At 37.9% G+C, this 14,594-nt stretch carries 12 protein-coding genes and 1 tRNA gene; 6 read left to right on the forward strand and 7 right to left on the reverse strand.

Translation table 11 applies throughout. The features are described 5' to 3' along the window. Positions 1-100: 100 nt before the first annotated feature. Both rpe and BUW93_RS11760 read left to right on the forward strand, forming a co-directional pair. The gene (gene rpe / locus BUW93_RS11755) at positions 101-763 is read left to right on the forward strand and encodes a ribulose-phosphate 3-epimerase (RefSeq protein ID WP_081211907.1); all 663 of its coding nucleotides are present in this window, start codon (positions 101-103) and stop codon (positions 761-763) included. After that, positions 750-1,727 (forward strand): YpdA family putative bacillithiol disulfide reductase, encoded by a 978-nt coding sequence (locus BUW93_RS11760; RefSeq protein ID WP_081211908.1) that lies wholly within the window; start codon positions 750-752, stop codon positions 1,725-1,727. Before rpe ends, BUW93_RS11760 begins: the two co-directional genes overlap by 14 nt. An 8-nt stretch (positions 1,728-1,735) precedes the next feature. Here the strand turns inward: BUW93_RS11760 and BUW93_RS11765 are convergent, their stop codons facing one another. Further along, positions 1,736-2,086 carry a DUF488 domain-containing protein gene (locus tag BUW93_RS11765; RefSeq protein WP_081211910.1) on the reverse strand — a complete coding sequence of 117 codons (351 nt, stop codon included), beginning with the start codon at positions 2,084-2,086 and terminating at the stop codon, positions 1,736-1,738. 68 nt (positions 2,087-2,154) lie between these two features. Then, a complete protein-coding gene (locus tag BUW93_RS11770) occupies positions 2,155-2,520 on the reverse strand; it encodes a hypothetical protein (protein ID WP_081211911.1) in 366 nt (121 codons plus the stop codon). A gap of 393 nt (positions 2,521-2,913) precedes the next feature. Between BUW93_RS11770 and BUW93_RS11775 the strand changes: the two genes are divergently transcribed. Together BUW93_RS11775 and BUW93_RS11780 are read left to right on the forward strand one after the other, a co-directional pair. Beyond that, complete coding sequence (locus tag BUW93_RS11775) at positions 2,914-3,525, forward strand: hypothetical protein (protein ID WP_081211913.1); 612 nt, start codon at positions 2,914-2,916, stop codon at positions 3,523-3,525. A 77-nt stretch (positions 3,526-3,602) separates the two neighbouring features. Next, positions 3,603-4,604: a DNA adenine methylase gene (locus BUW93_RS11780; RefSeq protein ID WP_081211915.1), complete on the forward strand. Its 1,002-nt coding sequence runs from the start codon at positions 3,603-3,605 to the stop codon at positions 4,602-4,604. Between the two features lie 354 nt (positions 4,605-4,958). On the opposite strand, the gene BUW93_RS11785 is transcribed toward BUW93_RS11780, so the two are convergent. The 4 genes from BUW93_RS11785 to BUW93_RS11800 all read right to left on the reverse strand — a co-directional run bounded on the left by BUW93_RS11785 (position 4,959) and on the right by BUW93_RS11800 (position 8,540). Next, positions 4,959-5,624 (reverse strand): response regulator, encoded by a 666-nt coding sequence (locus BUW93_RS11785; protein WP_081211916.1) that lies wholly within the window; start codon positions 5,622-5,624, stop codon positions 4,959-4,961. A 3-nt stretch (positions 5,625-5,627) separates the two neighbouring features. Next, on the reverse strand, positions 5,628-7,550 hold the full coding sequence (locus BUW93_RS11790; RefSeq protein WP_081211917.1) for an ATP-binding protein: 1,923 nt from the start codon (positions 7,548-7,550) through the stop codon (positions 5,628-5,630). A gap of 411 nt (positions 7,551-7,961) precedes the next feature. Beyond that, positions 7,962-8,035, reverse strand: a tRNA-Arg gene (locus BUW93_RS11795). A 52-nt stretch (positions 8,036-8,087) separates the two neighbouring features. Then, a complete protein-coding gene (locus BUW93_RS11800; protein WP_081211919.1) occupies positions 8,088-8,540 on the reverse strand; it encodes a GatB/YqeY domain-containing protein in 453 nt (150 codons plus the stop codon). Between the two features lie 131 nt (positions 8,541-8,671). On the opposite strand from BUW93_RS11800, the gene BUW93_RS11805 reads away from it, so the two are divergent. Then, on the forward strand, positions 8,672-9,571 hold the full coding sequence (locus BUW93_RS11805) for an alpha/beta hydrolase (protein WP_081211921.1): 900 nt from the start codon (positions 8,672-8,674) through the stop codon (positions 9,569-9,571). A 24-nt stretch (positions 9,572-9,595) separates the two neighbouring features. Then, positions 9,596-12,193 (forward strand): glycoside hydrolase family 2 TIM barrel-domain containing protein, encoded by a 2,598-nt coding sequence (locus tag BUW93_RS11810; RefSeq protein WP_081211922.1) that lies wholly within the window; start codon positions 9,596-9,598, stop codon positions 12,191-12,193. 99 nt (positions 12,194-12,292) lie between these two features. On the opposite strand, the gene bglX is transcribed toward BUW93_RS11810, so the two are convergent. After that, the gene (bglX, locus tag BUW93_RS11815; protein WP_081211924.1) at positions 12,293-14,566 is read right to left on the reverse strand and encodes a beta-glucosidase BglX; all 2,274 of its coding nucleotides are present in this window, start codon (positions 14,564-14,566) and stop codon (positions 12,293-12,295) included. Positions 14,567-14,594 lie beyond the last annotated feature (28 nt).

Below are 14,594 nucleotides of genomic sequence, written 5' to 3' on the forward strand. Positions count from 1 at the left end.
CCAATCAGAATTAAATTAAACCCCGCTTAAATAAATTTACAGAAGGCATCAATTAAGTATAATCTTATTATTTTTGTGGCACACTCACAGCACAACATTTATGAGAACAAAACTTATTGCCCCATCTATTCTTGCTGCTGATTTCGGAAATCTCCAGCGTGATATTGAAATGGTAAATCAAAGTGATGCCGATTGGTTTCACATAGATATCATGGACGGTGTTTTTGTTCCGAATATCTCCTATGGGATGCCGGTATTAAAAGCGATCAATAAACACGCCCAGAAGACTATAGACGTTCATCTAATGATCGTAGATCCAGACAGATACATTAGTGAGTTCGCTAAACTGGGAGCAGACAACCTAACGGTACATTATGAGGCCTGCACCCACCTGCATCGCACGCTCCAGGCAATTAAAGCCGAAGGAATGAAAGCAGGTGTAGCTATAAATCCACATACCAGTGTAGACTTATTACAGGATGTCATTCAAGACATAGACCTGGTATGTTTAATGAGTGTTAATCCCGGGTTTGGAGGACAAAGTTTTATTGAAAACACTTATAAGAAGGTACAGCGCCTGAAAGAAATAATCATAACGCACAACGCCACCACGCTTATCGAAATTGATGGAGGCGTAACCGATAAAAATGCTGCGCGATTAATTGAAGCCGGGGCCGATGTTTTGGTTGCCGGAAGCTTCGTTTTTAAAGCTGAAGATCAAATTGAAACAATAAAAAACTTAAAACTACTTGCAAACTCCTGAGGATATATTTGATGTTATTATTATTGGCGGTGGTCCCATAGGAATTGCCTGCGGACTTGAAGCAAAGAAAAAACAGCTTTCTTATCTTATTTTGGAAAAGGGATGCCTGGTAAATTCGTTATACCACTACCCTACCAAAATGACATTTTTTTCGACTTCTGAAAAATTGGAATTGGATAACATTCCTTTTATAAGTAACAATCCGAAGCCGGTAAAAGCTGAAGCCCTGGAATATTACCGTCGAATTGCCACTTCCAATAAACTCAACATTAAATTATTCGAAAAGGTTACTTCAGTAGGGAGTGAGAATAAAAATCTACATGAAGTAAAAACCGAAAAAACCACTTACAATACTAAAAATGTAGTAGTAGCAACCGGTTTTTACGACATCCCCAATTATCTTAACATCCCGGGGGAGGATCTCCCAAAGGTGGCCCATTATTACGATGATCCTCATTATTATGCTACTCAAAAAACAATTGTAGTTGGCGCCAGTAACTCGGCTGTTGATGCTGCTTTAGAAATTTATCGCAAAGGTGGGGAGGTTAGTATGATAATTCGAAAAGAAGATATAGGCGAACGGGTAAAATACTGGGTTCGCCCCGATATCATTAACCGAATTAAGGAAGGAAGCATCAAAGCCTTTTATAGCTCACGCCTTAAAGAAATTAGAGAAAATGAGGTGGTGATTAGTACTCCAGATGGTGAGATTATCCTTGAAAATGACTTCGTTTTACTTTTAACAGGATACAGGCCCAATTTTGAATTTTTGAAGGATATGGGGATTAAACTTTCTGATGATGGAAGAAAAATCCCTCATTACAACGAGCAAACCATGGAGACCAATGTTAAGGGCATTTACCTGGCCGGCGTAATTTGTGGCGGAGTAGAGACCCATAAATGGTTTATAGAAAATTCAAGGATCCACGCAAAAATGATAATGGAAGACCTGGCTAAAGAATGATGATTAGCCTAAGCATTTTCAAGAAAATCTTTTAGGATGATGGCATGATTTTCTTCTTTATTTTTAGCACCGTAGAGGAGTACTAATGTTTTACGTTTATCCACCTCCTCTAGATCTTGAAGAATTTTCTCTTTGATATCAGTTAATTCCTTCTGATATTTTTTACGGAATTCACTCCAATCAATTTGCTCCTGATGGAATTCTTTACGCAATTCGTTACTGGGGGCCCATTCTTTAAACCAGAAATCCAGGTTTGCATTTTCTTTTGAAATACCCCTGGGCCAAAGTCTGTCTACCAAAATCCTAACAGCTTCTGAAGCTTCTTTATTTTCGTAAATTCTTGCTATTTCTATATTCATCTTATAAAAATAAAAAAGCGATTTCAAAGTAGGGTTCAAAATCGCTTTTAGTTGGGGCAAAAAAGTTTCTATCTACTCATCAGGATAAGCTCCGATGAGCTTAAAATCTCATTTCGATTCAAAAGTTTTCCATAAAATTCCATATCGCCCCTTGTGTTTCTAAATGATTTATCAAGCCAATCTGAGGCCTTCTTAACCGGAAATTTATAAACTTTTATTTCAGGATAAGTTTCCGGGGAGTAGGATTCATCGATCCCAATTTCAATGTGTTTTTTCTCTTTATTATAATAAACATACTTGGCCAGGAAGTTATGTTTTATAAGGCTAATAAACTCCTCGGGAAGGCTACCGCAATCTTCACACTCCTCAATATATTGTTTTACGAGTTGCCTCAAAGAAGATTTTATTTCGTTTTCATTCAAATAAGAAGCCATAATTCTATTAGTTTAGGTGTTAGATTCAGGGTAAAATTATGGGTTCAATACTAAGCTAAAAACAATTTATGCTGAGTTTAACGCACCTTTCTAAAAATTTGCAAATAAATTGCCTTAAATTTTAATGAATAAATAATCTTAATTTCTGAACTTTATGTCTTTAACAGCCGTAAACGAGTAGTTTTCATATTTAGGCCTTAACGTAATATTAAGCCGGCCTCTCCCTATTAATAATTCAATATAAAGTGAGACTTCTAAGCTACAGTAAGAATTAGGTGAAAAAACCCAGGAAAAAGGATCAGTGGCAAAATTGAATTACAGAAAAAAAAATTCAATTTTTTCGAAACATATTACAGAGATATTTTGATTAAATAAACTAACCTCTTTTAACCCATGGACTTACATCGGCTTGAAATTGAACTAAAAAAAAGATTAATTTACCCATACCGTTGGGGGCGAAAGCAATCTGATTCCTGGGATAGAGAAACGAATTTTATCTACGTCACCAATAGTTTTCAGGAACTGTTGAAAAAAACCAGGAGTCTTGATGCGAACATCCGTGATTATGCATTAAATCGCTGGTATAATTACTGGTCTGCTATGGGAGCCGAATATATTTTTTCTACTCACCCTCAAGTCAGTCCCAATAAAAATATCTATGACAAATTAGTAGATTTTACAATTGAGGATATTCCTTTTGATCATAAAACCACAGTTTTTCCTGGAGGATTTCCTCATTCAGTACATTATGCCTTGGAGCACAAGCAAGAATTGATTGAATGGTTATATCTTAACCAAAGTCAGCAAGGAAGAAAACACCTCAAAAACAGGTTATTCATAGTTCTACATGATCCCTCCGGAAGACATTGGAAGTTGAAATCGGAAATACAATTGATTAAAGCTGCTATAGATTTCTACCTCAAAAATTTTTCCTCTAAAAACCTCCTTGAAATAGTGATTGATAAAAATGAGATTCAGGCAGACATAATCTGGATACTGAAATGAATAAACCAAAAGAATATAAAATCTAAACAACTCTAAGTGGTGGGTATTGTTTAATTTTGCAAAAACCAAATTTTCTGATGAATTATATAGGTTCCAAAAACAAATTGAATCCGTTCATAAAGGACAACGTAGAATCTATTGTAGGTGAGGACTTATCCGATAAAATTTTCTGTGATCTTTTTGCCGGAACTGGTATTGTGGGCCGTAATTTCAAGACTAAGGTTAAAAAAGTTATAAGCAATGATTTAGAATACTATAGTTATGTTCTAAATAAAAATTATATTGAAAACCATAAGCCAATCGAAGCTGGTAAAGAGCTTATAAAAGAACTGCAGGAAGCCCCAGCTTTCTCTGGATTCATTTATAAAAATTATAGTAAAGCCGGCCAGGGAGCAAGACAGTATTTTAGTGATGAAAATGCGCGGAAAATAGATGGAATTCGCATAAGCATAGAAACCTGGAAGGACAAAGGCAAAATTGATAAGAGTAGTTATTATTTTCTTTTAGCCAGTCTTCTGGAGAGTGCCGATAAGGTCGCCAATACGGCATCGGTATATGGTGCCTACTTAAAAAACCTCAAAAAATCGGCACAAAAACCTTTAAGCCTGGAAGGTGCCTATTTTGAATTTAATGGGAACTCCCACGAGGTATATAATACTGATAGCAATAAATTAATTAAGGAAATAAAAGGAGATATTTTATATTTAGATCCGCCCTATAATGCCAGACAGTACGGAGCAAATTATCATTTATTAAATACTATTGCTATATATGATGAATTCATTCCTAAAGGTAAAACGGGTTTAAGAACCTATAACAAATCTGAATATTGTAGTAGAAATTATGCCCTCCAGGCATTCGAAAATTTAATTGAAAATGCCGACTTCCAATATATTTTTCTAAGTTATAATAATGAAGGATTAATGTCTTTAGAACAGATTGAAAAGTCAATGTCTAAATATGGTTCTTATCAATTAGCTTCTACAGATTATCAACGTTTTAAGGCAGACAAAACCGAAAACAGAATTCATAAAGCTAATAAAACCACGGAGTATCTGCATATATTGGAAAAGAAATAGGGACTTTCAATTTACCTGGTCAATACCATTAAATTGAAACTGCACATTTGGCAATAAAGAACATAGAAAAACCCGCAAACACTTTATTATTCCTGAAAGACCTTTAATTATCCAATTTTCATAGTTAGTGATTCCATGAAATAGGTTAGATGACCTCATCTATTTAGTATAAGAGTTATCCAATTGATTATTAGATTTTTTTCTTAACTCATTTAGTCTATATTTATGGATGAGGCTAAACTCTGCTCCATGAAGAACCCATCCTAACGGTTCCTATAAAAAATAGCCAGTTCAAAAAACGGAAAAATCGACCCTACTCAATTTGCATGTTTTATAGAACTGGCTTTTTTATTTCTAAATCAATTTTAAATCTTTCATTATACTTACCAGGTGAATAGAATTATTTGCCTGAAACTCTTCTTTTAATTCTTTCAGGCGCTTTTCAATAGCACTTTTGCTATTTGGCTTTATTCTCTCTGATTTTAATTTTTCTTCTATTTGATCCTGGGTAAAGCCACTAGCAAGGTATTGTACAATTTTAATTTCAAATTCATTGAGGACAAGTATATTATTCTGCTTCAGAGATTTCTCTATCTCGGGAGAATTGTAATTTTTTCCTGCCCAAAGGGCATTAATTGCTTCTTTTAATTCTTTTAATCCATTGCGGCCTTTGCAAACGTAGGCTTCTATATTACCTGAATCCCATAACTCCCTTACCGTTTGAGGATGATCTTCAATTGAATTGACAATGATTTTAAGATTGGGGTCTTCCGATTTTAATATACCAATCAGTTCATTTCCGGAGGTAATTTTCTCATTGCGGTGGTCTTTCTTAAAAGATAGATCACAGATTAGCAAGTCGAAAGGATTTTCTTCTTGCAAAGCTTTTTTAGCCAATAACCAGGCTTGATCACAGTATTGAGCATGGAAGATATTTTCAATGTTCATTTCTGAAAGGCTGGCAGCAACAGCGTGGTTGATGCTATCCATATCTTCGGCAATAAGTACTTTTTTGAACATGCTTTAAATCGGAATTTTAATACTGCTTTTAAGCCCTTTTCCTTTCTGTGCTTCAAAAATAATACCTCCTCCAATAGAAAAAATACGGTTTTCCGTATTTTGGATCCCGTTCCCATTTCTCAGGTCCTCTTTCGAACAGCCTTTTCCATTGTCAGAATAGTTTATTGTCAGGCACTTACTGGTCTTCTGAAAGCTAATGGCTACCAGGCTTGCTCCACTGTATTTTTTCATATTAATCATTAATTCCTGGAGAATCCTGTAAAGAATAATTTTCTTTTCCGTCGCTAATTTATTCCAGTGAATATCCTCCTGTCCCCGAAGTATGATTCTTGTATTTACTGAAGTATTGGAAGTAAGCATGGCCGTAAGGTTGTGGAGATAATTTTCTCCTGTATCTATAGACCTGTTTTCCCTGGAAATATTTCTTGTCCTGGAATAAATACTCTCGAGCCCTGCCAGTTCTTCTTCAGAAGCTGTACTTTCCATTTTGCTCATGATGTTATAAATGTCATTAGCTAATTCATCATGAATCTTTTTAGAAATTCTGGATTCGGTATTATAAATTTCTTTTAATTTTTCTTTTTGGTGTCTTTGATTCAGGTGATAAATGCCAAAACCTACCAGAATTAATATAATCGAAGCCCCAAAAGAAATGGTAATTAGTTGTTTTTCAAGATCTGAAGTTTTTAAACTCTGAGCCAATGTTCTTTTCTCCAGTGCATCTATCTGCTTTAGTTTTTCCTCTTCGTCATAGCTGATTTTGGCAAAAAGATTTTTAGCTCTCAGGTTTTCAGCCTTGAGGCTATCATTAATCCTTATATATTGTGACGAAAGACTTTTAGCTTCTTTTTGGGAAGAAAGTGCTATTAGCTTTTCAAGAGCGGTTAACTTAGCCGACTTGCTTCCAAGGTCTCCAGCTGTTTGAAAAAGACTGTCGGCAAAAGCTTTTGCCACTTCCCGGTTCCTTCCTTTGTAATATTCGGAAAGATGATCGTAACTGGCCACAAGTCCGTTAAGATCATTTATACTTTTACGAATAGCCAGCGCATCCAGGAGTTCTTCTTCTACATCTGCCGAATCAGTTAACCATTTCGTATAGGCATGGTTATCTATAAAACGAGCTTTAGACTTTTCAAACTTGAATTTATTTCTATCCAGGATTTGCTCAAAAATATGAAGGGCCTCCTTATTCCGCTGAAGGTCTCTTAAAGAAAGAGCAATATTATTCATTGCACTAAGGCTGTCATCGGTATCAACGGCATATTTCAGTGCATTTTTATATTCAGCAAGGGCATCCTCGTACAGTCCTTGATTTCTGTAGGAGCTTGCAATGGTATTAAAAGTGCTCGATATGTAAGTTGAATCTTCCTGTTTAAAATGCCTTAAAGCCTCGGTAGCCGTTTTTTGAGCACCCGAATAATCTGTGATCAGGTGTTGGGCTGCGGCAATTTCTGAAGTGCGTCTAGCATAGCTGGTACTATCCCCAAGTAGCCGATAATATTTTCTAGATTTTAAAGAATTTTCATAGGTTTTCTCGGGTTGGTTGGTATACCTGTAAACCACTGCTTTTCTATAATAACCGGTAGCCAGGTAGGCCGTATCATTCTGTGCTTTGGCTATGTCAACCAGTCTGTTTGCATAAAAAAGCGAGCTGTCGTATTGCTTTAGTCTGTTGTGATAGTAAACCTTGAAATCAAGAACTTTAGGATATAAACTATCGTGCCTGTTTTTCACAAACGCAAGCGCCTTATTGAGATTTTTGATTTTATCCTGAACCTTTTCTGCCTCCTGAGCTTTTTGAAAATAGATGTAGCTGCTATCTGAAAGAATGAGATTCTTATTTCTCTGATCTTCAACTCGATTGCAGGAACACATAACAAAAACGATCAGACCAATCAGCAATGAAGAAAAGCGTAAAATTGTCATACGGTGAAATTAAAAAAAGCCGCAGACTCTGGGGCTTTTTTTGTTTTAATTTCCGTCTCAGACGACTAAAGTTTCATAGTGCCAAAAAAAACTGCTTTTAATCAGGAAGAAATTGAGTTAATTATATTCTGTCCTCCCCGCACAGCTATATATGGACTAACTTTTTAAAATTTTCTAAGCTTAAAAAACAAACCCCCATGATTTCTCAAGGGGTTTCAGCCTTATGGAAGCTATCCAGTGTGACCCCCGCAGGATTAACTTTGTTTTTCCTAAGGGCTCGCGCATGAAAATAGAAAGTTGTTCTGCCTTGCGGCCAGTGCTTTTTTTATTTCCCAAAAAAGCTTTGAGCAATCTCAGCTTTTTCTGAGAAATAAAAAAGTCTACACTCTCGTGTAGACTTTCTGCTTTAAGTGACCCCGGCAGGATTCAAACCTGCAACCCTCAGAGCCGAAATCTGATGCGCTATTCAGTTGCGCCACGGGGCCGTTATTCAGTTTGCTAAACTAAAAAAAATTCTTTTCAAATTTATTTTGAAAATTACTTACTCAATTTCTTCTTAACAATGGTAGAAATGGTTTTACCATCGGCTCTACCGGCAAGCTCAGCACTTGCCATTCCCATCACTTTTCCCATATCCTGCATTCCGCTGGCACCGGTTTTAGCGATAACTTCGTCTACTTTGGCTTCAATTTCAGCCTCGCTTAATTGCTCAGGCAAAAAAGACTCGATCACAGCGGCTTGCTTTTCTTCAGGCTCTGCCAAATCTGGTCTGTTTTGCTCCCGGTAAATTGCAGCGCTCTCTTTGCGTTGCTTTACCAGTTTTTGCAAAAGCTTCAGCTCCTCATCTTCGGTAAGACCATCTTTTCCAGAACTTTCGGTATTTGCCAATAAAATGGCTCCTTTTACCGATCGTAAAGCTTCCAGCTTTTCGCTGTCTTTAGCCTTCATAGCAGCCTTCATCTCTGCCATTACTTTATCCTGTAAACTCATAGCTTTTAAGTGTCATTTCTGCGCAGGCAGAAATCTAATTTCAGCAGCGAAGATAAAATATTAAAATTAAATTCCCCACTTATTCTCCCTTCAAAATTAAGTATCTTGAGGCTTCAAACATAGCTTTTATTATGAAAAACCTTTTTATTTACACCCTTCTTTTTCTAAGCTTTTCAATTTCAGCGCAAGAGCGATTTATAGAGGATTCTTTTAAACTCAAAAAAACAGAAACCAAAACTTACGCAACCAAAAATGGCGAAGCTTTAAAGTTGGATATCTATCAACCTAAAAATGATACCATGCAGCAAAGGCCTGTGATTATATTTATGCACGGTGGCGGATTTGCGGGCGGTACACGAACCAATCCCGCCGAAGTTAAATTTGCAGAAAACGCCGCCAAAAAAGGTTATGTAGCCGTACAGATATCTTACCGGTTAACCCGAAAAGGACAATCTTTTGGTTGCGATTATGAAGCCGCAGGAAAAATGGAAACCTTTAAACTGGCTGCCGAGGACTTTATGGATGCCGTTAGTTTTATGGTGAAAAATAAGGACGAATACGGCATAGATACTTCCAAAATAATTGTTGGTGGAAGCAGCGCCGGGGCCGAAGCGGTTTTAAACGCCGTCTATAACCAAAGGTTAATGTTTCAGGATACTACTAAATACAAAAACATAGATCTTGCCGGGGTTTTCTCTCTTGCCGGCGCAATTGTAGATGCGCGATATATTACTGAAGAAAACGCCGTTCCCGGAATATTTTTCCACGGAACCGAAGATAATTTAGTGCCTTATGAAACCGCACCTCATCACTGGTGTGATCCAGACCAGCCGGGATATATTATGCTAGACGGGTCCAAAACAATTACCCAAAAGCTGGCAAATTTGAATACCGCTTATATGCTTTATAGTTTCGAAGGCGGAAAACACGAACATTCAGGAATGCCTTTTGACTATTTACCGGAAGTTTTTGAGTTTTTCAACTCGGTGTTTTTGAATGGTGAAAACCGGCAACTCGAAGTCTGGAAATAAGAAACCTCGTTCAAAATTATTCCTATGAAATCTGCTTACTATTTTTTTATTCTAATTTTCCTGTGGAGCTTTAACCTTGCTGCGCAACGAAATATCCAAACCATAAATTCTGCCTGGGAGTTTTCTTCAGAAAAAAATGAAAAAACCGAGATGGTAAATATTCCGCATACCTGGAATGCCGAAGATGCTTTTCGCGATGGCAAGGAATATTTCCGCGGAAAGGGAACTTACAAAAAATCACTTTTTGTTCCACAGGAATGGCAACAAAAACAGGCCTTTTTAAAATTTGAAGGTAGCAATCAAATCACCACTGTGTATATTAATGAGGAAAAAGTAGGCGAACATCGCGGCGGCTATACGGGTTTTGTTTTCGATATTTCTGAAGCATTAAATTATGGAGAAGCAAACCAGCTACGAATTGAGGTTGATAATGCGCACAATACCGATATCCCCCCGCTGGATGCCGATTTCAATTTCTACGGCGGAATTTATCGCGATCTACAACTTATTCTCGCTAACCAAATCCACTTTGAACTCGAAAATGAAGCCACCGGGAATATGCTTATTAAAACCCCTGATGTTTCTGCTGAAAATGCAAAGCTTAGTTTTGAAACCAAAATCGTAAATCATTCTAAAGCTTCTAAAAATCTCCAGGTAAGTGTAGATATTTTTAATCCCGGAAAACAGAAAATCGAAACTTTAACCAAACAGGTTCAGCTCTCACCGGCTGAAACTAGATCGGTTAATTTCAGCAAAGAAATTACTAATCCTGAATTATGGTCGCCAGATTCTCCAAAATTATATGAAGCGGTAGCAAAGATTTCTGAAGAGAATTCCGAAGAAATTTTAGATGAAATAGATTCCAAATTCGGACTGCGGTGGTTTGAAGTGAGCACCGAAAAAGGCTTCGTTTTAAACGGGAAACCTATAAAACTTATTGGTGCTAACCGCCATCAGGATTTTAAAAGTTTAGGCAATGCATTGCCAAACAAAATCCATAAATCAGATTATAAAACCATTAAGGAAATGGGCGCCAACGTGATTCGTACCGCTCATTATCCGCAGGATCCTGAGGTTTATAAAATTTGCGACGAACTTGGGTTATTGGTATGGACCGAAGTACCGGTTATCAACGATGTCACCGATAGCGATGCTTACCACGAGGTTTCGCTTAAAATGCAGCGCGAGCAGATCCTTCAGTTTTATAATCATCCTTCCATAGTAATGTGGGGACTAATGAATGAGATATTTATCAGGCTGGTTTTTAATAACCAAATGACTGAAGAGGAAAAAGAAGCCAAAATAAAAACTACGGTAGAACTGGCTAAAAAGCTGGAGAAAGAAACCAAAAAACTCGACCCAGATCGTTTAAGTGTACTGGCTTTGCACGAAAACGAATTATACAACGAATCTGGCATTGCCGATATCCCCGATGTAATTGGCTGGAATCTTTATTTTGGCTGGTATTCTCCAGGCCTTGAAAGTTTTGGAGAATTTTTAGATGAACAACACAAACGATACCCAAATCGGCCTTTATTTATTTCGGAATACGGTCCCGGTGCCGATTCCAGGATCCAGACTGATGAGCCGAAACCCTGGGATTATTCTGAAGCTTACCAGCTGAAATTGCACCGCAGTTATATAAACCAGGTGCAGGAACGCGATTATGTATTTGGAATGACCGCCTGGAATTTCGCCGATTTCGGTTCATCTTTCCGGCAGGATTCCCGGCCTTATATCAACCAGAAAGGTTTGGTGAATATGGACCGTAGTAAAAAAGATATCTATCATTATTACCAGGCGAGGTTACTGGAAGAGCCTATTATCCATATCGCCGGAAAAAATTATGAAAAGCGATATCCCAAAGATGAAAATGATAGCTTAAGAATCAATGTATTTTCAAATGCTGAAGAAGTAAAATTGAAAGTAGGTGATTCTGAATTCACTTCGCAGGTTAAAGATGGCATCGCAATTTTCAAACTTTCGCTTCCGGAAGGAAACCATGAGTTAATTGCAACAGATGGCACAGTTTCACATTCCCGGGAAATTAAAGTAAAATTCAGAAAAAATCTTGTTGCGAAAATTAATCAAAATGCGATACTGGTAAATGTAGGCACTCACGTGAATTTCATCGATGAAACAACCGGCGAAACCTGGGTTAGCGATCAGGAATATAAAGAAGGAGGCTTTGGGTATGGTGGTGGCAATGTTTACCAGAAAAACTTCAGTAAATTCCAGGGAACTGCCTCAGATATTCAAGGCACCGAAAACGATCCGTTATTTCAAACTATGCGGGAAGGCATCGTGGCTTACAAATTCGATGTAGAAAAAGGGAAATACCGCATCACTCTTCTTTTTACTGAACCTGAATACAATGCTTCCGAAGAAAATATTTATAACCTGAGTGAAGTTGAGAAAAAGAAGATAACAAATTTAAGAAGTTTCGATATAGAAATTAATGGAAAAACACTTTCCAGAGACCTTAACCTGGCCCGGGATTATGGCAGACTTCAAGCTGTGGAGATTTCATATGAAATAAAAACCGGTGCAGGGATTGAGATTGAATTCGAAGAGAATTCGGGAAAAGCATTGTTATCGGGAATTAAATTAGAGAAATTGTAATAAGTATTTTTAAAGCGCTTTAAAATAAAAAATCCCGCCGAAGCGGGATTAGTAAGCCCCAGGACAGTAGGGTGTCCCCGGGTTGTACATCAATAAAAACTACTCCTCTACAGTAAAAGTTCCTGTAAATTCGTGATCTGAACTTCCGGCAACGAAAAACTCGAATTCGCCGGGTTCTACAACAAATTCTAAATCTGCATTATAAAATTTCAGGTCTTCAACGGTAAGCTCAAAACTCACTTCTTTGGTTTCACCTTTCTTTAATCTTATCTTTTTAAACGCCTTCAACTCCTTCATTGGCGGCGTAATACTTCTCACCTTATCGTGAATATACAACTGCACTACTTCTTCCCCATCAAAATCACCGGTATTGGTAAGCGTAGTGGTAATGGTAATACTGCCATTTTTGCTTAATTTATCACTACTTGCTTTTGTCTCACCGTATTCAAAATCGGTGTACGAAAGTCCGTAACCAAATGGCAATTGTGGAGTATTTTCCACATCTAAATAATTAGACTTGAATTTCTGGAATTCAGATGGTGATGCCGCTGGTCTACCGGTGGTTTTCATTCGGTAGTAAATTGGAATTTGCCCAACATTTCTTGGCCAGGTAGCAGTTAACTTTCCTGAAGGATTATAATCTCCAAAAAGAACATCGGCTATCGCATTTCCGGCTTCTACACCCGGATGCCAAACCTGCAAGATACTCACTGGCAATTCCATTTCTTCTGAAATCACCAACGGACGGCCACTCATCAATACTAAAACCACAGGTTTCCCGGTTTTTACGAGTTCCCTAATCAATTTCTTCTGACTCTCAGGAATATTTAAATTGGTACGGCTGGCAGCTTCCCCGCTCATTTCGGTTGCTTCTCCAACCACAGCAACAATTACATCTGCATCTTTAGAAACCTGTAAAGCTTCTTCCATCATGGCTTCAGGAGTTTCTTCAGAAATCTCGATACGCGGACCAAAAACATTTACATTTTTAGCAAAGGTAGTATCGTTACTAATATTGGCTCCCTTCGCGTAGGAGATTTCAGCATTTGGAGCTACATTTTTTATTCCTTCCATCACCGGAACTGAAAGCTGAGGATTCCCGGTTGGCGCCCATGTTCCAAGCATATTGTTTTTATTATTTGCCAATGGGCCAACCAATGCGATTTTTGCATCTTTAGCTAAAGGCAGTGTATTTTCATGCTTTTTCAAAAGCACAAAAGAACGTTTTGCTGCCTTCCTCGCTACTGCCCTATTTTCTTCGGAAAGAATATCTTTTTCTGGCCTGCTTTCATCTGAATATAAATATGGATCGTCTAAAAGCCCCAGTTTATGTTTTGCTTCAAGAATTCTACGAGCCGCTTTAGTGATCTGTTCTTCGGAAACTTTACCTTCTTCTACAGATTTTTTAAGGGTGGTTAAAAATCCTTCTCCAACCATATCCATATCAAGGCCCGCGTTTATGGCCAAAGCCGAAACATCCTGCAGGTCTCCCATTCCGTGGGCGATCATTTCATTTACCGAAGTATAATCTGAAACAACAAAACCTTCAAACCCCCAACGCTCGCGAAGCAAATCGGTAATTAACCATTTATTCCCTGAAGCAGGAACCCCGTGAATATCGTTAAAAGAAGTCATTGCGCTGGCAACACCTGCGTCTACTGCTGCTTTATAAGGTGGCAAATATTCATTAAACATTTTCAATTTACTCATATCTACCGAATTGTAATCCCGGCCGGCCTCAGATGCTCCATAAAGCGCTAAATGCTTTACGGTAGCGATCATTGTATTGGGCGCAGTAAAATCATCTCCCTGGTAACCTTCTACCATCGCTTTTGCAACCTGTGAACCCAGGTAAGGATCTTCCCCGGCACCTTCAGCAATACGACCCCAACGAGGATCACGAGCTATATCTACCATTGGTGAGAAATTCCAGTTAATCCCATCAGCTGTGGCTTCTTTTGCTGCAATTTGGGCAGTTTCTTTTATCAAATCCATATCCCAGCTGGAAGAAAGTCCCAACGGAATTGGAAATGTAGTTTTATATCCATGAATAACATCAGAGCCAATTAACAACGGAATTCCAAGTCGGGAATTCTCTACTGCAAGTTTTTGCGCCTGTCTTACTTTTTCGGGGCTGGAAACACCAAATATACCCCCAACACTTCCTTCTTTAATTTTGGTTTCTACGCCTTCACTTACTACAGATCCTGTAGCCACGCCGCCACCGGGAGTAAGTAGGTTAAGCTGGCCAATCTTTTCTTCCAGCGTCATTTTTTCCAGAATTTCTTCTACTTCCGGAATTTGGCTTTGTGCCTGCAGCACCAAGGTTCCTGCGAGAAGGAATAGGCTAATCGACAAATAAATCTTTCTCATTTCTATTGGTTTAATTAATTCACAAATT

It is taken from the genome of Salegentibacter sediminis, assembly GCF_002078605.1.
GTDB lineage: Bacteria > Bacteroidota > Bacteroidia > Flavobacteriales > Flavobacteriaceae > Salegentibacter > Salegentibacter sediminis.

What these genes read in the sequence shown, in the direction of transcription:
- BUW93_RS11810 (WP_081211922.1), top strand. Translation starts at nt 9,596, where the DNA reads ATGAAATCTGCTTACTATTTTTTTATTCTAATTTTCCTGTGGAGCTTT.
- BUW93_RS11800 (WP_081211919.1), bottom strand. Translation starts at nt 8,540, where the DNA reads ATGAGTTTACAGGATAAAGTAATGGCAGAGATGAAGGCTGCTATGAAG.
- BUW93_RS11805 (WP_081211921.1), top strand. Translation starts at nt 8,672, where the DNA reads ATGAAAAACCTTTTTATTTACACCCTTCTTTTTCTAAGCTTTTCAATT.
- rpe (WP_081211907.1), top strand. Translation starts at nt 101, where the DNA reads ATGAGAACAAAACTTATTGCCCCATCTATTCTTGCTGCTGATTTCGGA.
- BUW93_RS11770 (WP_081211911.1), bottom strand. Translation starts at nt 2,520, where the DNA reads ATGGCTTCTTATTTGAATGAAAACGAAATAAAATCTTCTTTGAGGCAA.
- BUW93_RS11780 (WP_081211915.1), top strand. Translation starts at nt 3,603, where the DNA reads ATGAATTATATAGGTTCCAAAAACAAATTGAATCCGTTCATAAAGGAC.
- bglX (WP_081211924.1), bottom strand. Translation starts at nt 14,566, where the DNA reads ATGAGAAAGATTTATTTGTCGATTAGCCTATTCCTTCTCGCAGGAACC.
- BUW93_RS11790 (WP_081211917.1), bottom strand. Translation starts at nt 7,550, where the DNA reads ATGACAATTTTACGCTTTTCTTCATTGCTGATTGGTCTGATCGTTTTT.
- BUW93_RS11785 (WP_081211916.1), bottom strand. Translation starts at nt 5,624, where the DNA reads ATGTTCAAAAAAGTACTTATTGCCGAAGATATGGATAGCATCAACCAC.
- BUW93_RS11775 (WP_081211913.1), top strand. Translation starts at nt 2,914, where the DNA reads ATGGACTTACATCGGCTTGAAATTGAACTAAAAAAAAGATTAATTTAC.
- BUW93_RS11765 (WP_081211910.1), bottom strand. Translation starts at nt 2,086, where the DNA reads ATGAATATAGAAATAGCAAGAATTTACGAAAATAAAGAAGCTTCAGAA.